Origin of the sequence: Desulfosarcina sp. BuS5 (genome assembly GCF_028752835.1) — a bacterium.
In the GTDB taxonomy this organism is placed as follows: domain Bacteria; phylum Desulfobacterota; class Desulfobacteria; order Desulfobacterales; family BuS5; genus BuS5.
Window position 1 is genome coordinate 72695 of sequence record NZ_CP087953.1, and the last position, 19707, is coordinate 92401.

The following is a 19707-nucleotide window of genomic DNA, read 5'->3' on the forward strand; positions in this document are numbered from 1 at the left end:
TAAAGGGAGGTATCCACCCGGCACGGGAGAAAACCTCCCCTTGCTGGGATTTTATTTAATTTTTATTTATGTATCCAAGATACAGGGTTGATGCATCAAGCAGTCGTGTGTGGGTAATTATTTTATACCCGCTGCCTGTACTGCGACCCCTGGTATGCAAAACATCCAGACCGTAGCTCTGAGCAATATACCAGGCATAAACCATAACGTTGGTTAAGCCGCCGATTATAATGCCCTTGTAACCCTGATTTTGTACTTTACATATTTCATTTTCAATTGATTTAACAATATCCCGTTCTTGCCAGGTTAAGTCGAATGTTGGAATCCTGGGCGTTGCATCAACGCTGAACCCTTTTTTTTTCCAATATTTTACTTCTCCGGAGCGTGGATAATGCCGTGTAAAATTGGCCAGTTTATCCATAAATAACCTCCTTTGAAACTTTCCAGGTTATAGAAAGAGGCAGGATTGTGTTTATTTCCTTTCCCTTTACAGCCAGGATATTTCTTTTATCCGGTTGTTTGCTGTATGAGTCCCACAGTTTCCTAAAATTCCGAAACGCTCTAACTTCTTTGGTTACAACGTTAACCATATAATATTTTTTCTTGAACATCATGCCTCCTTTGCCCAGGCTTTTTCTTCGGGATTCCAGTTAAAGCCGCTTGATTTAAGCAGCCCCTTTGACTGAAATGTTTTTCCTTCAGCGATTATAAGGTTTTTCCTTTTTGTGTAGGTAATTCCACTAATCGTAGGCCCGAATTCAAACTTAGGCTTATTTTTTCCTTTTGTTTCTGCTTGCTGTTGTGGCGGCTTAGGCTTATTTTTCTGCCCGTTCACTATTTTGAGTTCAGCCGCTTTGATTTGTTTTTGTTGGGCTAAAGCGTTTTGTAATTCCTCGGCCGAACAAAATTCTCCGCCTCCAAAGCCGGCTGCAAACAAGCAGCGGCCTATAGCGGATGTTTCTGCATTTTCAACAGCGCTGGTTTTATTTATATAACCAGCATTACGGTTTTCTTCTGCCGTTCCGGTGGCGATTAAACCTCCATCAGGCGATTTGATAGTTGCCTGAGCCAATACTTTGTCTTTGTCCGGAAACGTGATTTCCGTCAGCAATGCCCAGCCATCCTGGATCGGACAAACTTCCCGGAATTTCCTGACTCTTTCGGCTACGGTTTCGTATGCCTTTTTTTCAACTTTGTCGGTTTTTTTATTTTTTCTTTCTATAAATATAGTCATTATAAACCTCCATACCCTCAACTCATACCCTTAAAACTTCATAAGAGGCTGTTTTTAAACAATCCTCGTAGACATCAGGATATTCTGTTTGAAGTTTTTGAGAATTAATGCTGCTTCTCTTCCATATACCTATTTTTATTTCTTCCTCTCCGACTCGAACCTTTTTGTCGTCAGGATTGGCATTTTTAATGCCGCTCTTTAAAAATGCTTTAAGCTTTTTTATCTCAGCTTCAAGCATTTTCCCTTGTTCTTTTAAGCCGCGATATTCGTTAAGCTCTTTTTCAAAAGGCATCTCGGGGATTGTCTCATCTGCTTTATAAGCAGGACAATCCGGCCTATAATGACACCAAGCGCATAAAGGGCCTTTTTCGGTGTCATAGTTTGGATTTGCCTGGTCATTAAGAGCCGTCCAAATAGACTCTGCTTTTTGAAGCAGACCCTCATAAATTTGTCCGTCATACTGATAGCCATTAAAGAGCCTGGCTTCGCCCTGATTTAGATCAATAGCAAAGATTGCTCCCTTAACTGCTTTGTCCGGGTACTCTTCTTTTACAAGTCCCATTTGCATATGGACTTGCTGTACCCAACCTTCATACGGGTCGGCAGGAATGCCGTCTACTGATTTAACTTCTAAAACAGCCAGGACATTTTTGCTTGTAAACAAAAAGTCCAGGTGCGCCTTGATGTGTTTTCTCATTTTACTTTTTGCTTCGTATTGGTGTTTCCATTTTGGAAGCGATTTGCTGTGCTTTTTTAATCCGGCTATCAGCATCAGTTCGGTTAGATGACCCCTGGCAAACTTTATTAAAGTACCAAGGTCATGTTCCGGCGCATCAAGCTTGGTTAACACAGCTTTTCTGGGGCATCCTGCAACATCTGATGCTCCAATGTATTGACTGCGATCTCCCAAACTATCACTGAACGGCGAATCTGATAGACCGTCTTTTAATATTTGCATTAAGTCCATTTTTCCCTCTTTTCTTAGGCATAAAAAAAGGGAGCTAAGTCAGTGACTTAAATCTCCCTTAATTTGTTTGGTCTGTTTTTTTTGTTCTAAAACGGAATGTCATCATCCGGCGGTATATCCGGTGACTGAATTTCATTCGCTGCTGGTTCGGATTTGCCGTTATTGCCCAGCATTTTCATCTGATTGGCGACAACCTCGGTAGTATAGCGGTTATTGCCATCATCATCCTGCCACTTTCGTGTTTGGATGCGGCCTTCAATGTAGACCTGTTTACCTTTTTTTAAATATTTTTCGCATATTTCGGCAAGGTTGCCGAAAACAACTATTCTATGCCACTCTACCTGTTCTTGTTGATCTCCTTCCTTATTTTTCCATTTCATGTTTGTGGCAAGAGAAAAATTACTAACTGCCCTGCCGTCTTGAGTATAACGAGTTTCCGGGTCTTGTCCCAGGTTTCCAATTAACATTACTTTGTTCAACATTTTTACTACCTCCTTTTTCATTAAAAATTTAAAAATTTGAGTTTTCCCGGTTCCTGTCAAAACTCCAATAAAAAAATCAGCGCAAATCGTTCGCAAGCAGGATTGCCTTTGCCTGTTATTTGGTATTTTTGTCGCTAAAGCGGCGCAAATCGTTCACAAGCTGCAATTACCCTGTTTGTTACTTGGTATTTTTGTTGATTTTTTACGTTGATGTTTTTGCCGGGTTCCGGCTTTTAAGATGAACGGAAGTGCAGGCGCACTTCTGGATTTTAGCTTTTCTACACTGAAAGCCACGGGTGCCTGCATGGTTTGAACCATGAGATAATATCTCTTTCCGGCGATTGTTTTGTGGAAAAGCTCACAAAATAATCAACACCGTGCAATCTATCTTTTATCGGGCCTGCGCAAGGATATTCTTACGGGTCCGTTGTCTGACTCCAATAAAAAAAGTCAGATACACACAACAAAATGCTGTGGTAAAAACTGGTAACAGACGCTAATTGAGCGTGTTGTTGTCTGATTCTGATGCACTAACTGATGCGTCAACGGAATTGTTTCCGTTGCCGTTGTTCCCCTGAATCTGATTGATGCCTCTGGGAGTTCGGTATTTTATTTTGGCTGTCTTGCATATTTTTTTCACCGTTTCATGCAGAGCCAATACCTTCTCTGTGTATTCTTCAATTAGGGGGATAACTTCTTCAGGGGGCAGGCTGATCAGTAATCGGCTTCGTAGGGCTTTTAATCCTCTATCGGCAGATTTGGCTATATCCAGCAAAACATAAGTATCAGCTGTGTTGCACAAAATCACCCTGGCGTTTCTTTCCCGAGAGAGAATTTCCCATCGGGACGGTTCTGTTTGTTCTGTTTGTTCTGTGTTTGACATGTTGCCTCCTGATTATTTTTTTCGTGTCTTTCTATTATATATAATAGAAAGGCCGTCAAATTTTCGGCTTCAGGTTTTCGGCTTCAGGAAAGAAAAAGGAGATTTTTATGCAAAAAGAACTTCAACAAATAGGCAGGGCAGCCGGTTTAGACAAGTCCCGGGTGGAATATACTTTAAAAATCGCCTTACAGCAGGCTTTTTGCGAGTATTTTAATATTAGGGAATGCGAAATAGACGATATGGACAGCAGGCTGATAAAGGCTGTTTTCCGGGTACCGGAAGATATGCCGGTTGCTGAGGCTGAAGTGTTCCAGGGGATGGTCTGTGAAGATGATATCATAACCGTTGAGTTTGATTTTGATGCGCTGCCTGTCAGTGTTCAGCATACGACTCATGATTTATTCGTCCGGTATGTTGATAAGGTTCGTCTCGATGAAGCTTATCTGAAATGGAAAAAACTGGTTCACGGAGCGGTTGAGGGCGTTATTGCGGAAAAACATGGCGACCGGATAACGGTTAGCCTGGGAGATGATAATGTGACCGGTATAATGTTGCGGCAGCACTGGATTCCAGGGGAAATCGCTTTATATATTGAAGGCCGGGCATTCCTTTTTTACTTGCTCAAGGTAATCAGAAACAAGCATATTGTGGAAATTCATCTTTCCCGCACAAGTAAAAACTTTCCCTGCGCTGTTTTGTCCTGCATAGCCCCCTGGATAAGAGCTAAAAGCATTAAACGAATAGCCGGTAAAAAAAGCTGGCTTGTTGCGGATTCTCCTGTGGAAATGGACGTAATCAATGCTTTGAGACGAGAGTTGAAAGGGGAAGCTGTCGAAGTTTCTTAGCCGCTCAAAACAGCTCACTGATTCGCAGCTCCCGTCAGGAAAGAAGCTATGTTGTCAGGAGTTACAACTCCGGTGGACGCATTTGGATAGGCGTTTAAAAATGTTTTTGAAAATTTCACCTTCGCTTTAGGATTCCATTTGAATTCCCACGCAAAAAGCCGCCCATCGCGCTCTTCAAGATAATCGATTTCCTGCTGCTGTGTTGTGCGCCAGAAAAAACTGTTTGCGGCAAATCCGGAATTTGCCATCATTTTCATACGCTCACTGACCAAAAAATTTTCCCAGAGAGCTCCGATATCATCACGCATACCTGCCGCGCTGAAGTGTTTTATAACGGCATTGCGGATACCATTGTCATAAAAATAGATTTTTCGGCTTTTCCTGAGTTCATTGCGAAGATTACGGCTAAAAGATTTCAGCCTGAACACAATGAATGCCTTTTCCAGAATAGCAATGTATTTTTCAACAGTCTCATTGTTCAACCCGGACATCCTCCCCAGCTCGTTATAAGAAACCTGGCTGCCGATTTGAAATGCCAGCGCCTGCACCAGTCTTTCCAGTCTTTCCGGTTTCTGGATACGTTCCCAGGTAAGGATATCTTTGTAAAGATAGCTGTCTGAAAGTTCGAGGAGCAACCCGGATTCATTGCCTGGTTGCTTGACAACCTCAGGGTAGGAACCGTATACCAGCCGATGTTCCAACACGCGGCGCTCATCGAGAAAGCCATGATGGTTCAGCAGTTCCTGCCATGCCAGAGGATAGAGATGGTATTCCCACTTTCGGCCTGTGAGTGGTTCATTGATGCGGTTTGCCAGTTCAAAGGAGGACGAGCCCGAAGCCAGTACCTTGACGCCAGGCAAATTATCCACTATCAGTTTCAGACAGAGACCGATATTTTCAATTCTCTGGGCTTCGTCTATAACCAGGAATGAATGTTGTCCTACGAGATTTTTCAAATATGTCGAGGTAATCCCGGACAATATCTGCCGAATATCAGGTTCATCCCCGTTCCACCAGAGTACCGGTTTATCCAGCTCTCCGGTTATCTGCTGCAAAAGAGTCGTCTTGCCGGACTGACGGGGGCCCACAACAATAATCGCCTTTGGATCAGCTAACCTTTTTTTTATACTGGAGGATAATAGACGTTCAAACATAATATTTTGCTATTATTATCGTAAATTATTATAATAATACGCCGACAATAACGCAAATAATCTAAAAATGCAAGAAGGTTCATCTAAAATACCAGGGTAACCGCATTTGGAAAATGTCAGAATAGCTATTTCCCTAAAGCCGCAATGATTTTCTGAGCTTTTTTTTGCATCTGGTGTACCCGTTGTCTGGATATACATGGCTTCAGGCCTTGCCCTGAAAACATGATTTTCATTAGCCGATGATAGGTAGTTATTTGAGATACATTATTAAGCCGCTCTTGTCTTTCGCTTATTGCGACTGTATGAAAATTATTCGTGGTGAAAGGTTGAGTTGTAATCGGCAGTAATTCATCATTAAAGGAAACTGTAATTATAGTTTCCTTTTTATTCAAATCCCTAATCCGGCCTGAAACAAAAATCCAGACCCAGGAAAAAAGAGAAGCTTTTTTGTCCGACTCCTCCCATTTTTCTGCCCCTGCCAAGGCTGACAGATAGCATTCAGATAAGATATCATCGTATTCGATGATATCCTTTGAAATTTTGTTTTTGTATTTTGTTAATATTTTATTAACAACCGGCAATATTGCTTCTTTTGTATTAATCTTTTTGTGAGTATCTCCTTTTGCTGTATTTTCGCACACTTCAAATTGCCCCCTTTTGTTCTTTTCACAAAACTTTTTTGCCATTTTCAATCAGAAAATCCCGAAATTTGTTTTCTATCCCAACCACTTGGTTGTAATAGTTAGACAATTCTTGGAATGGTTCTTTTTGCAATTGTTTATAGGTGAACATCTCAGATAGCGCATTAAACCTGTCGGCACATTCCTGGAGATAATCTTTCGCTTCCGGCGGTAATTTTTCCAAAATATCATATTTCTTTTTTTCGGTAAGCTGATCGGGTGTTTCTACACCCTCCTGGATACAAAGCTGATTTAATGTTTCTATTCTCATTAATTCTTTTACGACTACGTCAGAGTTATGCTGGAGGCTTTCCCGAAGCCAGCGCAAAAGTTGAAACCTGTCAGGCAGGGCTGTTTTGAAATGCCGTAACGACCATATAAAATCCACCTCTTTCCAGTCTATTTGCAGTTCATTGGCGATCCAGCGCCTTCCTTTCTCGTAAAACAATTTTTTGTCATACTGTGTCATCATAACCACCCCTGCTTTTCTGATTTCAACCAGACCCAATCCGGTATCCTTATGGATTTCTTGTATCGACCAATCAGCCTTGATAAGTTCCAGTGTTCTAATTATGTTCAAATCCCAATCAGACAGCCTGACACCTTTCTTCATGCAGTCTTTAAGCGGCATTCTCGATAAGGCAAATTTTTGCTCATAACTCATATCGTTGTAACGTATTTCCGGTTTTGTGTTTTTATCCTGTGTCGTATTCTCAGGATACGCTTTTTTGTTCTCCATTGCTGCAAGATGATTGCCAGAGACAAAATCTTGATTGTTATTTGTAATAATTTTCAAGGGTTTAGCAGAATGACAATTGTCGTTTTGTTGTAAAACCTGGGGTGTATATGTAATAGACTTGGGTGGTTGGAAGGGTTCAACTTTAAACAATGATAAATTTTGATTATTTTTTTGAGTATCTTCAAAATTTATTATTTTACCAACATCTGGTTTAGTAATGCCGAGCATTTCAGCTATTTCGCTCTGAGTGTATTCCTGTTCATACAATCCCCTGTTTTTTTCGCTACACTCCTGTTTTTCGTTCTCGGTAATTTGATCATTATTTGCAGTATCTTCAGGTAATGCGCAAAAACGACAAGTGTCGTTTTTGCATATTCTTCCAACCGTTGTTCGTGTAACACCTATTTCTTTTGCAATTTCTTCCTGCGTATATCCCTGCTCATACAACTGTTTGACCTTTTTATAGCGCTCCTGTTTTTTCTCATCAGCCAAATCTTTTACCCATCTTTGTAGCGTTCTTTCCTGAATATCGGTTTTTTCAGCGATCTCCTGAACAGAATGTCCGCTCTGATACAGGGTTCGTGTTACCTCGACTTTTTCCCGGCGCTTTAATGGCAATCCGTGTTTCAGGTTGGCTGAAAATGCCTGCAATAAAAACTCATTTTCCGGAAATTCATACACCTCGCAATCAATTGTCTTTATGCCTGCAGCCTTGGCGGCGCTTAATCTATGTACGCCGTCCCAGACCAGCCATTGCGGACCGCCGTTTTTCCAGACCTTGATAGGTGGAAAATTAATTCCATCCGCCATCTCTTCGGCATAGTTTTCTACTATTTTGCTTTTAGTACCGGTTATAACTCTGGGAAGATTATTTTGGGGTATATCGATTTCTTTTACCGGAAGAATCAGTTTTTTCTTCATAGTCCATCTCCTTATTGATTTTTTTGGACTTTGGGTTTAACCTTAAAAAGTTAACTCTTGTGTGAGTGTAGTGTTCTAGAACTTAACCTTAACGTTTTTACAAAGATTTTTTTTGAAACAACATGAAAGACTGTTTTTTTTGCGCCTGGTTACAGGCACAGATCAAACAACATTAGCCGATATAGCTAAAATCACGCAACGAGCCATAACATCCATTGAAAAGGGTAAATATGGCCTTCGAGGTAATAGGCCGGAACTTTTCAGTAATTTTTTCGGTTGCCGCAAAGAATGGTTTTCACACGGCGAACCACCGATATTCGAACAATGGGGATACTGGCAATTCCCATCGAAAAGCATTATGCATAAAGAAAAAAGCATCAGGGTACGCCAAACGCGCAAACAGAAAAAATTTATCAGAGCAGAATTTGGCGAGTTTTTTGACGAAAACAAAGCAACCGGATATGCTGTCGCAAGTGTAAAAAACAGAGAAAATACTCTGTTTTTTCTTGAACTGGCGGGTGATAGCTTTCTTTTGATTAATACAGACATTGTTATGCTCGATGCTGTGAAAGAAGCTTTACAAAAAATATCTTTCAAAAAAAGTTTTGTAGTTGACGCTGACGTTCTAAATCTCATCGGCTCACCTCATGATGACATTGCCAATCCAGATATTATCGCCGACTTGTTTAAAAAAGCCGGATTTACCGTAAAAAAACAATTTGTAAAAAATACCACCAGAAAAAAATTGAGGCTCCTCGTTATTTGCTTGTTGAAAAAATAGCCCGCATGATCATAAAAAAAAACTAAACATTGCCGAGATTGATGCCTGCGCTCAAAAATTAAAAAAAGTTAATTCCGGGCATGATTAGTTCCCCGCTCATTTTGCAACATCGCTAAAAAAGGTCGTAACGCCTTAACCAGCTTGTCTCCTGTCTTTTCCAGAACTTCGATATCCATGCCGGCCGTGACTGGCTGCCCCAAATTGACAATTCCGTTGTTTTTCCTGTTTTCTTTATCCACAATTTCTCCTTTCCTGTTCAGCAGTAAATTGCTGCCAGTCTTTGATTATTTTAGCGACCGATGAAGCTGCCGCCTTATTTGTGATAAACTCGTCAATCAATATCCATTGTGTCATCAGGGGCACAGGTAACTGATATGCCTCGCTCCAAATATCTATTTTTTTCTGAGTCGATTTATATTTTCTGGACACTTTCTTCCGTGCAGCTATTATCTTCTGCCTGAATTTAGCCGCAATTTTTGGATTGCCAACAGGGATAAAATAATAGGATTTCAACTCACCCAACAGTTGATTTGTGTTGGGTAATTTTGTTCCCGGATTCTGTTTTTTGCAGTTCCACAAACGGGTTTCCAGATACCTTTCAATTTTACTCATAAAAAATTCCCCATTTACCCTTAAAAAATTCCCCTTTTTTGAAAAGGTAACAAAGTTAACAAAGCGTTCCTTTTTATCCTCAAAAAATTCCCCAATATTTTTTCCCAGACTGTTTTTTTAAAAATATCCCATTTTTTTATTGCCAATATTATCAGTAGGTTGCAAAATAGAACAAAAAAATTCCCATCCCCCCCTTCAGAAATTCCCCTTTTTTGAAAACATAACAAATAACAAATAACAAAATACATTATATCCGAATCGTGTAAAAATTTCCTGAAGGCTCCCTAAAATTTTACAGGGTTTCTATTATATTTAATAGAAACCCTGTAAAATTTTAGAAAAGGAGACGTCTATGAAAGTCTATAATTTTTGCAAAACCTGTAACAAAAAAACAGAACAATATCTTTTTGAAATTATCAGCCGACAAACTATCGATCTAACAAATTTTAGTGAAAACGATTTTTCTATTCTGCCGGATCGAATTTTAAGTGAACTCGGATTTTCAAAATTTGATGGACAATTCACAAAAAAAACCTGCGACATCGGCACTCTGTTCTATTTTTTGCGAAACAAAAACAAAGACTTTATTCAAGAGGAATTAAACAACACAATCTGTGCATTCGGCATAAGCTGTGAACTCGAAAAGCTGAAGCGCAAAAAAAAGATACGATGCTGGGAAAGCAGAGATCCTCTGGACCTGAAAGCCTTGATTAAAATTGAGCAATCTCTCGACTTTGAAAAACCTGGGCTTCTATAGCCAGGAGGAGGTTGCAATGCGTTTCAAATTAATATTTATTTCAATTTTTTTTTTTGATATCCGGCTGCGCGGCTACACAGATGGCAATCAAGCATCGGAACCTGGCTGTTCAGTCACAAATGTCCGACACGATCTTTCTCGATCCTGAACAATTCAAAAGATACCGCACAAGAATAGTTTCTACGGCAAACAAGGTTAATCTTAAATACGAAACCGCCCTACCCTCTTTGCAAGCTTCTCTAAGCAAATGCATAGCGGGTATTCTTTGAAAAAAGGAAAATTTATCATGAAACGTTTATTATTTACGCTTTTATTCATATTTGCTGTATCGCCGGCCCATGCAAAAAATCCATGCGCCAAAATCACCCCGGACAGTATAACCCGTCATGTTCCGGTTTCGGGAGCGATTATATCCAAACGAAACGTCAATGGAATCTGCGAGGTAATCCTGAAAATCCGCCAGGAATACGTGCCGGTTTATGTAACTCCTGATTTCGTGATTGCCGGAGAAATGTTTCAGGATAAAAAACAGATCACAAAAAATATAATCGACAAGCTCAAGGAAAAAAATTTTATCCTTTACAGAAAACGTCTGGACCAATGCGTCTCCATGAAATACAAGCCCCAAGGCGATATAAAGCAAACTATCTATATGATCACAGATCCCGAATGCACCTATTGTGACCGGGCCGCAAAAAAAATTAAAAAAATCGCCGGGAATTACCAGGCGGAAGTAAAAATTATTTTACACAGCGTGCATGGTAAGGCCGGCCGGGGGAAAGTAATTGAGGCAATCTGCCGCAATCTCGATTTTGATCAGTACACAAATAAAAACTGGATTGAAGAAGATAAAACAAATGAATATCAATGCGGCGCCGGGACCGAACGGCTGAAACAAACCGAAAAAATAATAAAAAAACTCGGTATTACCGGTGTGCCGATATTTTATCTGGGAGGCGGCAAAAAAATAGTCGGAGCCAATATGCCGGCCCTGATTAAGGCGTTGAATTCAGAAAAGCTGGGAGTTGCCGATGCCGATTAAAATTATTTTGCTGATATTACTGACCACGCCTTATGCCCCTTATGCCCGGGCTTTCTGCTTTGACCAGGCCGGAGAAAAATACGACATCCCACCTGCCCTGCTCCGGGCTATCGCAACAGTGGAAAGCAGTCTTGACCCACAGGCAGTAAATTACAACAAAAACGGCTCTTACGATTTTGGCCTGATGCAGATCAACACCTGCTGGCAGGAAACGCTCGGCGATTATTGGAACAATCTTGCAGACCCTTGCTGCAACGTCATTGTCGGAGCCTGGATATTGCGGCAGTGTTTTGATCGATACGGATACAGTTGGGACTCCGTAGCCTGTTACAACACAGGAAAGCCTGCAAGCCGGATAAAGGGCAGAAAAAAAGAAAGGGCTTTGCTTTATATTAAGAAAATTCAAAGGGCGGCTGGGGGCGATAAATGAGGGCGGCATGGTATGTTTAAAATAATATTTCGGATATTGGTTGTAATCTTTTTGACAGGCTCTGCTGTCGCTATCTTTTTTTTCCCGGATGCCGTGAGAGAATATTATCCAAATTTTTCTTTGATTAAATTTTCTACCGTCATTGTATTTTTCTGCGGCTGTTTTTACGCAATCCTGGAAAGAAATATTTTTATAGGCATAACAACCTTACTGCTTACAATGGCAATTCCCTGGGTTGTCCGCTGGTTCAGGATGTATTGGTTTTGGACATATTAGCCATGGGGATATTTATCTTGAAATACGCATCACCCTGGAAAAGGCTGGCAGCCTTCGGAGTTAATATTCTTATAAATTTTTATCTGTTTTATCCGTTTTATCTTAAAATGCATCAAAGAATTAACCCGGATTTTGAAATAACAACCCTTAAACTGAATTTAGTTTGGTTTTTGCCTTTAACGGCTTTACTAACCTGCGGGTTATGCCGGACAACCGCTCCCGGCAAATTTATATTAAAAACAAAAATAGTGGATGCCGAAACAGGTAAAAAACCAACCAAGGGACAAAGATTGTCGAGGATTATCGGATATAATTTGTCATTTCTGGTTTTCGGGCTCGGTTTTCTCTGGATGTTTGTAGATCATAGAAAACAAACATGGCATGACAAGATCGCAGAAACGGTTGTGATCGATGGGGAATCATTTTGAAAATTTATGTTTTGACGGGACTGATTTTATTTATTTTGGGATTATTGTTTTTAGTCGATGTTGTCAGGTTCAGGACAAAAACGTTCCTGTTCCTCAAATTCGGTCTGATCTTTGTGGGAATTGTTTTTGGCCTGGATGCGGTGGTATTGATTTCAAACCCTGCAGTATTCCGGCAGGTCCCGCTCGGGTTTTTGATTTTTGGAAACCTGGTGGGCATAGCCAAAATTATGATTTTTGTTACGGCTGGATTATACTATTGCTCTTTACATAATTTTTGTCCGCTCCCGATAATGAGCGGCCAAAAAACAATCTCTCCGAGATATGTAAAAATATTGACATTAGGATTTATGGCAGCTTTCACATATTCATACCTTCTTTTCAAAATAACAGATCCTCAAATTCCGGCAACGCTGAAAATTCAAAAACAGGCGCTATCCCCTTTTGTCACAGCGCTTGTAATGCTCGAACTTGCAATTGTTGAAGAAATTATTTTCAGGCTGGGAATACAAAATTTCATAGTAAAGGTTTTTAATCTTGAAAATCGTCAATACTGGATTGCAATATTGATAACATCTTTTTTCTGGGCGGCATCACACCTTGGCACGCTCGATCCGGCATGGGTTAAATTCGTTCAGGTTTTTCCGGTGGGCATCATGTTAGGCTTTTTTTTCAAAAAATACGGCATGGAAAGCACACTGTTTGTGCATGGCGCTTACAATATCGGGATGGCGATGATTTCATGACAAAAACATATACAAGCAAATACGAAGATTCCGGATCAGGCACTATTATCCCGATGGGGTCATCCGATGCCGGCAGCAGTAACAGGATTTTTCCGCATTTACTGGATGCAATTTCACAAATTCAGCAATTTTACATTATTGAATCAAAAGGCAAAGAAATACCGGATGATTTTTTAACCATCCGGGGCAAGCTTAATTTTTTTCGTAGGTTTTGGCGCCGGTTTTTTCGAGGCGCTTATTTTTGCTTTTCTAATGTGTCTGACTTTACCTATGATCTCGGATCAAAATATCCGTGCCTGGATTGCCGGATATTTTCCACCTCTTGAATATGATGTTTTTATCTGGTTGATCAACCTGATACCGGTTCTTATTTCCGGGGGATTATGCTGCTATATGGGCCGTTACCATATCGGCAAAATCACCAAAAGAGCAGTAGATATGCTTTTATTCGGTCGTTTCTGCTCGCTTTGCGTTAAGGGGCTGCTTTTATTTTTTGTTTTAATGTTCATATCAAACCATATCACCCCTGAATCCACCTGGAACTTTTCAAAATATGTGATGCTTAAAAAATATCATCTGGCCGTAAAGCTGTATGACATCATCCTGTACCTGAAACCCCTGCTTGTAAAAAGAGCTTTTGAAACCCTGGCCATATTCGGAGTTGCCATGGTTATGCCCTTTCTAACGATTTGGGGGGTGGATTGGTATAGAAAATTTATTGAACTTAAAAACAGGGAAATTATGGAAAGATAATGTTTCGAAAACCGTCAACTTTTTTAGGCCATGGCTGGAGTCTTGAAAATCAAGGCAAAATTAAAAAAATAAGCTTGCCTGATTCTGCCAGGAAAGGGCATCTTTTTTGTTTCGGAACAACCCGAATCGGTAAAACCAAGCTGATTGAACAAATGATCGAACAGGATATCCGCAAAGGATATTCAGTTGTTTTTTTCGACCCCAAAGGTGATCCGGATATTTTTTCAAAAATAGTCCAGGTCGTTAATGAAGAAAAATGCCAGGAGGCTCTCAGTCTGGTCACCCCGATTTTTCCGGAATGTTCCGCTCAAATAGACCCTTTGTCACATTATTACATGCCGGAAGAAATTGTTTCCCATGTTATTTCGGGCATCAAGGCTAAAGAAGAATTTTTTATTAATATCGCCTACGAGACCACCCTGATCGTGATCCTGGCTTTAATTGAATTCGCGAAAGTTAAAAATGAAAAACCGGTCTTTAATTTTAATATCATCAAGGAGCGGATTTCTTATAAAGACCTGGTTAATATGAAAACACAGCTTGAAAGCCTGCCCAAAAGCCCGGGGGTGGAAGATGTTTTGGTCAGTTTACGGCAAATCGTGGATTCTCCCCAGGATTATTTCGCCAAGGTCTCGGCATCTTTACGAACCGTCCTGACATCTCTTTCAACCGGCAGCGCCGGGTCTATCATCGGCAAAAGCACGGCCAACCAATTTATTCAACGCCTGGAAGCCGGAAAGCAGGTGATCATGGTAGTGCAGACCGGCAGTCTGCTGACCCGGAAAACAGCCCATATGATCGCAAGGGTCCTGCTCTCCATGATTCAAAGCTTTGTGGGAAGAAAATATGCCTCCGGAAAAAAGGTTGATCCGCCTATGTGTCTCTATCTGGATGAGGCCGGCAGCCTGCTATATATGGGAATCGAAGACTTGTTTAACAAGTCAGGAGGAGCCGATGTCTGGATACATGCCTTTACCCAGTCGATTGCCGATCCGGAGGCGGAAATAGGCAAACCTCAAGCCAGAAAAATACTCGACAACACTAATACAAAAATTTTCATGCGGGTCAATGATCCCGGCACAGCCGAATATATTGCGGCCTATTCCGGGATGCAGAAAAAATACTCTCCTATTCTCTCGCTGGGCGGAGGGATTACCATCAGGGAAATCGAAGAACCTGCTGTAAGACCGGAAGATGTTATGAACCTCCAGCAACGGGAATTTTTTATGTTCTCGGCTGAAGGGGCATTCCGGGGCAAAACAGCTTTTACTAAAGAGCCTTACTTAAAAATTGTTTATCCGCAAACCAAATCAACGTGAGCTACCCAATATTATGAATACACTTTTTTATTATATTCTGTTACCATTAACGGTCATTATAACAGGATTTATTATTTACCTGCGGATACCGGAAAAAAATCCAAAACGAAAAGCGGCTCTAAAAAATATAACAGAGACCATAAATCCGGAACTTATCGAAAACGATCCGTCCGCAGCGGTTGCGCCAGGCCGGACTACCTGGGACAATCAACGGATCGGGCTTTTTTATGAAAAATATATATTGCCGATAGAGACCGTCCTGATATCCAGCGGTTATCAAGAAAAAATAGTTTCAATTCTCTCATTACTCGATAAATTCGGAAACTGTCCGTCTGTAGTGCAGGATAACCATTCTGAAAAAACAGATCAAAATATCTATGATATCCTGGCTAAGGTCACCCTGGCTGATCATTCCATGAATGTTGCCGAAAAAATGATCGAAAATATTAAATCAAGCGTCCAGGATTATGAATTTATGGCCGGAGCAGCATTGATCGCGGCCCTGGCGCATGATCTGGGCAAGGCCCCTTCCCTGCGCGGAAAAAAAGTATATTCAAAAGGAGATCATCCGTATGTTGCGTATGAGTTTCTCAAACAAGAAGTTTTGACTGACAAGTTTTCCGGAAAAGATAAAATCCTGAAAGCTGTCCGGGATCATCATTTTGATCATACGGATAAAAACTCGTTATCTTACAAACTCTGCGAAGCCGATCACGAGGCCAGGGGACAAGAGGTTGAAAGTTTTTCGTTGACTAACCCGAAGGCAAAGAGTGCGAGCAAGACGAACGAGGCAAATAATCAAAAGAAAATCAGCCGACAACCAAAATCTAAAGACAAAACAGCCAGACCCAAAGCCGTGGATCTGACCTGGCTTGATATAAACAAATTTCTGAGCCTGATAGAAAAAGAGATTAATCTGGTTGACAGAGGGTATTTCAGAAGCTTATTCCATGAATAACGGACTGGTTTATGTCATGCTTCAACTGGTATCCGATACGGTGCTGTCGATGGCAAAAGAAAACGGGGAAAATAAACTGCTTGTCAGAGGAACAGGCCGCAATCAAAGAAGAAATATTGAATACTCAATAACGAGCATATTGCGGCAGAAAGATCTGATCCCCGATTTTATTGCCGAGGGGTATCCGGGGGCTCCTTTTTCCCTGAAAAATATACACAAAAAACAGATACTGACCGGGTATTATACTCCAATTAAAGCCGAGGCATTCAAAACGACCCTGGCAGAGCTTGAAAAAAGAAAAAAAGAATCGAAGCTGTTATCAAAAATTATCAAAGTTGAGGCATTAATTCGTCAGAGGTAAAGGAGACCGACCAATGCGGACCGGTAAACCCATAGCAATCATCTCAAACCTCAAAACTATCACGGAATCGATTGAGACAGCACAACAAAACAACCAGGTGATCGACAAAACATCAGGCTGCAAACCCAAATCAGCAGTTTTTACAGACAAAAATCTGATTATTTTATATCCCGAAAAAAACCCGCCTGTTTGACACTCGTTCTATTACGCCATTACGGCATTATCTCTAATATTTTTAGCGGCATTCTGAAACCGAAAATTTGACGGCCTTTCTATTACATACAATAGAAAGGCACGAAAAAATAATGCTAAATAAGGAGAGTAGCTGTTTGGTCATGCGAAAAGCAAAAATAACCTTGATATTGTCATGTTTTCTCTTTGCCCTGGGCATGGGATTTTCAGATCTCGGCAGCTTTAAAAATATCTGCGGAACTGCCTCATGCATAAAAGTTCACGCCTCATCTTTTGCATGGTTGTTCGGCATTCCAATCGGTTTTTTTGGAGCGGCAGGGCTTTTTATTGCTCTATCTTTAGAGTATTTAAAAAAACATAAAATGGCCATTTTAATTTTATCTGCCCTGTGTGGATTTGAGGCTTATTTTACATTCATCGAAGCGGTTTATATTAAATCTTGGTGTATTTTGTGTATCATTTTTTTTTGTTTTTTGCTTGCAGTTACCATCGTTACCGAAATTAAAACCGTCAAGGCCCCGGTTGCAGCTCTACGCAGCTTTTTCCCGGTATTCTCTCTGGCATTTTTTATAGCCCATTTTATCTTTTTTTATCCTGACATAACATTAAACCCTGCCCTTATGTACGACAATCCGCAAAAAAATATGCAAATCGAAATTTTTGCTTCTCCATCCTGCGATCACTGTCATGAAGCCATCGAAGATTTACGAACAATCTGTCTGCTGATGGATGGCAACCTGATTATCAGACCGGTTTGCATCTCAAATAGCGATAATAAAGAATCTGTAACCTGGGTCTGCAGTAACCTGTTTAAAAACGAAACCGGGACATCCAGGAGACTGGCTGAAAAAATAATTTGGGAAAACGAGCAGGAGGTTGAAAATCTATGTGGTTCTGTAGCTGTACCTTTAATCTGCATTAAATATGCAGGTAAACAGCATATATACCGTGGCTGGAACGATGATATTCAACAATCAATATATAGCGCTATTGCTGGTGATTTCAGCAATTCAACAAAAAAAGGTGATATATGCACTGCCAAAAACTGCGGATAAACAAATTTCTGCCAAATATATTTTTTATTTTGTTGATAGCCCAAATTCCTGATGTATGGGCCGCAACGCTGATATATCAGCATAGTAATGCACAATATTCAATATCGGTTTTTAAAAGCGAAGCCCCCACGTTCTATACGGAGCATAGCATTACTTTAGACTCAATAACCGGGGATCAGGCCATATTTATTTATAATGGCAGCTCTTACCCTGTAACCTGTAATGGTAATTGGCACAATCTCGATCCGGCGCCGGGCACTGAAATACAAAACACAATTTCCTGTTTGCCTGATACTGGAATGTATATTGCCGAAGGCTCAAAAATCAATGTAACCATAAGGTTATTTGATCAAAATTTATATAAAACCGATAACATTCATTTAATGGCCCCGGAATATAATGATTCAACATTAAATAACACAAATATAGCCTCTCCCTGGTCTATTAGTGATGACAAATATACAGCAACTGCCTGTAAGTGGGAAACACAAAACCTGGGCAACGATTTGCTCAATAGCAGGGGAGTACCGCCTGGATATTGGGTGGTATATGCCAAAACAGATGTTATTGATTTAAGTTTTGCTATAGATGTCCCTCCTCAATATCCATATTCGGAGAGCAATATAATCTGTTTGGCTGATCTAAATACAGATGGTGATATATCTGAAAATGAAGTGGCCATCTGTTATTTATGCCCATTCTGTTTTAATGTTGAGGATAAATATTTATGCCCATTAGGCGCGATAGATTGTATCGGAGATACACCAGTCTGCCCTTTGGGTGATTATGCCTGTATTCCCAATTCAGATGGTGTTTTGCAATGCTCACCCTATTCCTGTTCAGCCTTTAACCCGGGTAATTTTAGTGATGAAGACACCGAGGAAGGAGAAAATGATAAAACAGATAACGGCCCGGTAGATGAAGACGGCGGCTGTCTCGGAACTCTGTATATTTTTTCAGGTAATGACAAGCGTTGCCGTCCCAGGGGTTTTGATACAAATTTCCATAATTGCTGCAAAGAACAGGCCGGTTTTTATACTCTTCCTGATCCTAACGATCCGACACCTGATCAAGTCGGTATTTGTACCGGCAGTGAGGTTCAATTGACAGTTATGAAAGAAAAAAAACTTTGTCATTATATAGGGGATTATTGTTCTAAAAAAGCTCCTCTCGCAGGTTGTATCCAAAAAAAAGAAACCTATTGCTGTTTTCACTCCATGTTAAGCCGTATCATCAACGAACAAGGCCGGACGCAATTGCAAAATTTTGGGAATGACGGGGGCTGGGGCTCTCCCAAAGCTCCTAATTGCCGCGGTTTTACTATAGAAGAGTTTCAGATGATTGATTTTGATTTAATAGATTTGTCAGAATGGTTTGATGAAATAGTCACTAAATCGGTAGAAGGTATTCAAAATGATATGGATCAAAAATTACAGCGTTTTTACGACAATACTAATTAATTTACTTTTTGTACCTGCTTCGTATGCTGTAGTTACTATAGGCACTTTCGGTGCAACCTGGCAGATTGCTGAACAGGATAATTTGATCGAAATTAAAAAACGAGCCGCACAGGTAAATTGGGATAAATATTTTAATCCTGACAATATCGAATCTATGCTTAGCAACTATAGGCCGGATTTAATAAAACTTCCACGGGCCAAAAAAAATCAAACCTATCTGGTAGATATAAGCTATACACTCAAAATGGATATACCTGACGGCAAAGGCGGGATTTTATATCCCAAAGGATATACGTTTAACCCTTTAGACTACAGCGTTTTTACAAAAACCTTGATCGTTTTTGACGGCACTGATCCCGAACAAATTGAATGGGCTGAAAAATATATAAAATCTATTTATGTCATTCCGTTAATTACAGATGGTTCTTTTTATGATTTGAGCGCAAAACTGCAAAGGCCGGTTTTTTATGCCACGGTTGATATTATCCAACGATTTCAGATTAAAAAAGTTCCCTGTATTATCAAACAAAACGGTAAATATATGGAGATTCGTCAAATTGAGATTCAAAAAACTGCTGTTCATCGTTTTACTCATTAGCCAGTTACTTATCAGCCAGTTATTTATCAATTATACT

Annotated in this window: 28 protein-coding genes and 1 pseudogene; 18 read left to right on the forward strand and 11 right to left on the reverse strand. The window is 40.3% G+C overall.

What is annotated here, in order from left to right; all coding sequences use genetic code 11:
• Nucleotides 1-55: 55 nt before the first annotated feature.
• From BuS5_RS19975 to BuS5_RS20000, 6 genes are all read right to left on the reverse strand, one after another.
• The gene (locus BuS5_RS19975) at nt 56-421 is read right to left on the reverse strand and encodes a hypothetical protein (RefSeq protein ID WP_027354582.1); all 366 of its coding nucleotides are present in this window, start codon (nt 419-421) and stop codon (nt 56-58) included.
• Entirely contained in the window at nt 414-614 is a 201-nt protein-coding gene (locus BuS5_RS19980) for a hypothetical protein (RefSeq protein ID WP_157487438.1), read from the reverse strand. Before BuS5_RS19980 ends, BuS5_RS19975 begins: the two co-directional genes overlap by 8 nt.
• Nucleotides 611-1234: a hypothetical protein gene (locus BuS5_RS19985; RefSeq protein WP_027354584.1), complete on the reverse strand. Its 624-nt coding sequence runs from the start codon at nt 1232-1234 to the stop codon at nt 611-613. Before BuS5_RS19985 ends, BuS5_RS19980 begins: the two co-directional genes overlap by 4 nt.
• Before the next feature lie 22 nt (nt 1235-1256).
• On the reverse strand, nt 1257-2201 hold the full coding sequence (locus BuS5_RS19990) for a hypothetical protein (RefSeq protein WP_027354585.1): 945 nt from the start codon (nt 2199-2201) through the stop codon (nt 1257-1259).
• A gap of 86 nt (nt 2202-2287) precedes the next feature.
• Complete coding sequence (locus tag BuS5_RS19995) at nt 2288-2683, reverse strand: single-stranded DNA-binding protein (protein ID WP_035265957.1); 396 nt, start codon at nt 2681-2683, stop codon at nt 2288-2290.
• Nucleotides 2684-3179: 496 nt separating this feature from the next.
• The gene (locus BuS5_RS20000) at nt 3180-3566 is read right to left on the reverse strand and encodes a hypothetical protein (RefSeq protein ID WP_027354587.1); all 387 of its coding nucleotides are present in this window, start codon (nt 3564-3566) and stop codon (nt 3180-3182) included.
• Between the two features lie 107 nt (nt 3567-3673).
• Here BuS5_RS20000 and BuS5_RS20005 point away from each other — a divergent pair, with 107 nt between their 5' ends.
• A complete protein-coding gene (locus BuS5_RS20005; protein ID WP_027354588.1) occupies nt 3674-4411 on the forward strand; it encodes a hypothetical protein in 738 nt (245 codons plus the stop codon).
• A gap of 14 nt (nt 4412-4425) precedes the next feature.
• On the opposite strand, the gene BuS5_RS20010 is transcribed toward BuS5_RS20005, so the two are convergent.
• The 3 genes from BuS5_RS20010 to BuS5_RS20020 all read right to left on the reverse strand — a co-directional run bounded on the left by BuS5_RS20010 (nt 4426) and on the right by BuS5_RS20020 (nt 7905).
• Complete coding sequence (locus BuS5_RS20010) at nt 4426-5565, reverse strand: ATP-binding protein (RefSeq protein WP_027354589.1); 1140 nt, start codon at nt 5563-5565, stop codon at nt 4426-4428.
• A gap of 125 nt (nt 5566-5690) precedes the next feature.
• Nucleotides 5691-6251 carry a sigma-70 family RNA polymerase sigma factor gene (locus BuS5_RS20015; RefSeq protein WP_198012292.1) on the reverse strand — a complete coding sequence of 187 codons (561 nt, stop codon included), beginning with the start codon at nt 6249-6251 and terminating at the stop codon, nt 5691-5693.
• Entirely contained in the window at nt 6232-7905 is a 1674-nt protein-coding gene (locus BuS5_RS20020) for a helix-turn-helix domain-containing protein (RefSeq protein WP_027354591.1), read from the reverse strand. Before BuS5_RS20020 ends, BuS5_RS20015 begins: the two co-directional genes overlap by 20 nt.
• A 112-nt stretch (nt 7906-8017) precedes the next feature.
• Between BuS5_RS20020 and BuS5_RS20025 the strand changes: the two genes are divergently transcribed.
• Nucleotides 8018-8686 (forward strand): helix-turn-helix domain-containing protein, encoded by a 669-nt coding sequence (locus BuS5_RS20025; protein WP_027354592.1) that lies wholly within the window; start codon nt 8018-8020, stop codon nt 8684-8686.
• 68 nt (nt 8687-8754) lie between these two features.
• Here BuS5_RS20025 and BuS5_RS20030 read toward each other — a convergent pair whose 3' ends face one another.
• A complete protein-coding gene (locus tag BuS5_RS20030; RefSeq protein WP_157487440.1) occupies nt 8755-8925 on the reverse strand; it encodes a hypothetical protein in 171 nt (56 codons plus the stop codon).
• Nucleotides 8918-9298, reverse strand: coding sequence for a hypothetical protein (locus tag BuS5_RS20035; protein WP_027354593.1), 381 nt, complete (start codon nt 9296-9298; stop codon nt 8918-8920). The genes BuS5_RS20030 and BuS5_RS20035 overlap by 8 nt, the downstream gene beginning before the upstream one ends.
• Before the next feature lie 352 nt (nt 9299-9650).
• On the opposite strand from BuS5_RS20035, the gene BuS5_RS20040 reads away from it, so the two are divergent.
• The 16 genes and pseudogenes from BuS5_RS20040 (at nt 9651) to BuS5_RS20115 (ending at nt 19670) form a co-directional block, all read left to right on the forward strand.
• Nucleotides 9651-10055 (forward strand): hypothetical protein, encoded by a 405-nt coding sequence (locus tag BuS5_RS20040; RefSeq protein WP_027354595.1) that lies wholly within the window; start codon nt 9651-9653, stop codon nt 10053-10055.
• 158 nt (nt 10056-10213) lie between these two features.
• A pseudogene (traT, locus tag BuS5_RS20045) lies at nt 10214-10324 on the forward strand (complement resistance protein TraT); the annotation flags it as partial.
• Between the two features lie 17 nt (nt 10325-10341).
• Complete coding sequence (locus BuS5_RS20050) at nt 10342-11097, forward strand: thioredoxin fold domain-containing protein (protein ID WP_027354596.1); 756 nt, start codon at nt 10342-10344, stop codon at nt 11095-11097.
• Nucleotides 11087-11527 carry a lytic transglycosylase domain-containing protein gene (locus BuS5_RS20055; protein WP_051375026.1) on the forward strand — a complete coding sequence of 147 codons (441 nt, stop codon included), beginning with the start codon at nt 11087-11089 and terminating at the stop codon, nt 11525-11527. Before BuS5_RS20050 ends, BuS5_RS20055 begins: the two co-directional genes overlap by 11 nt.
• 12 nt (nt 11528-11539) lie before the next feature.
• A complete protein-coding gene (locus BuS5_RS20060; RefSeq protein ID WP_027354597.1) occupies nt 11540-11803 on the forward strand; it encodes a hypothetical protein in 264 nt (87 codons plus the stop codon).
• Nucleotides 11791-12231, forward strand: a complete 441-nt coding sequence (locus BuS5_RS20065; protein WP_027354598.1) for an RDD family protein — start codon at nt 11791-11793, stop codon at nt 12229-12231. Before BuS5_RS20060 ends, BuS5_RS20065 begins: the two co-directional genes overlap by 13 nt.
• A gap of 347 nt (nt 12232-12578) precedes the next feature.
• Complete coding sequence (locus tag BuS5_RS20070; RefSeq protein WP_274428186.1) at nt 12579-12974, forward strand: CPBP family intramembrane glutamic endopeptidase; 396 nt, start codon at nt 12579-12581, stop codon at nt 12972-12974.
• Nucleotides 12971-13300, forward strand: a complete 330-nt coding sequence (locus BuS5_RS20075; RefSeq protein ID WP_274428187.1) for a hypothetical protein — start codon at nt 12971-12973, stop codon at nt 13298-13300. The genes BuS5_RS20070 and BuS5_RS20075 overlap by 4 nt, the downstream gene beginning before the upstream one ends.
• Nucleotides 13245-13727: a hypothetical protein gene (locus BuS5_RS20080; RefSeq protein WP_274428188.1), complete on the forward strand. Its 483-nt coding sequence runs from the start codon at nt 13245-13247 to the stop codon at nt 13725-13727. Before BuS5_RS20075 ends, BuS5_RS20080 begins: the two co-directional genes overlap by 56 nt.
• A complete protein-coding gene (locus tag BuS5_RS20085) occupies nt 13727-15046 on the forward strand; it encodes a type IV secretory system conjugative DNA transfer family protein (protein WP_274428189.1) in 1320 nt (439 codons plus the stop codon). Before BuS5_RS20080 ends, BuS5_RS20085 begins: the two co-directional genes overlap by 1 nt.
• Before the next feature lie 13 nt (nt 15047-15059).
• Nucleotides 15060-16004, forward strand: coding sequence for an HD domain-containing protein (locus tag BuS5_RS20090; RefSeq protein ID WP_027354893.1), 945 nt, complete (start codon nt 15060-15062; stop codon nt 16002-16004).
• A complete protein-coding gene (locus BuS5_RS20095; protein WP_027354892.1) occupies nt 15997-16365 on the forward strand; it encodes a hypothetical protein in 369 nt (122 codons plus the stop codon). Before BuS5_RS20090 ends, BuS5_RS20095 begins: the two co-directional genes overlap by 8 nt.
• Nucleotides 16366-16378: 13 nt before the next feature.
• Entirely contained in the window at nt 16379-16558 is a 180-nt protein-coding gene (locus BuS5_RS20100; protein ID WP_027354891.1) for an extracellular matrix/biofilm biosynthesis regulator RemA family protein, read from the forward strand.
• A gap of 142 nt (nt 16559-16700) precedes the next feature.
• Nucleotides 16701-17612, forward strand: coding sequence for a vitamin K epoxide reductase family protein (locus BuS5_RS20105; protein ID WP_027354890.1), 912 nt, complete (start codon nt 16701-16703; stop codon nt 17610-17612).
• Entirely contained in the window at nt 17588-19072 is a 1485-nt protein-coding gene (traN, locus tag BuS5_RS20110) for a conjugal transfer protein TraN (protein WP_027354889.1), read from the forward strand. Before BuS5_RS20105 ends, traN begins: the two co-directional genes overlap by 25 nt.
• On the forward strand, nt 19026-19670 hold the full coding sequence (locus tag BuS5_RS20115; protein WP_051375142.1) for a hypothetical protein: 645 nt from the start codon (nt 19026-19028) through the stop codon (nt 19668-19670). The genes traN and BuS5_RS20115 overlap by 47 nt, the downstream gene beginning before the upstream one ends.
• Nucleotides 19671-19707 lie beyond the last annotated feature (37 nt).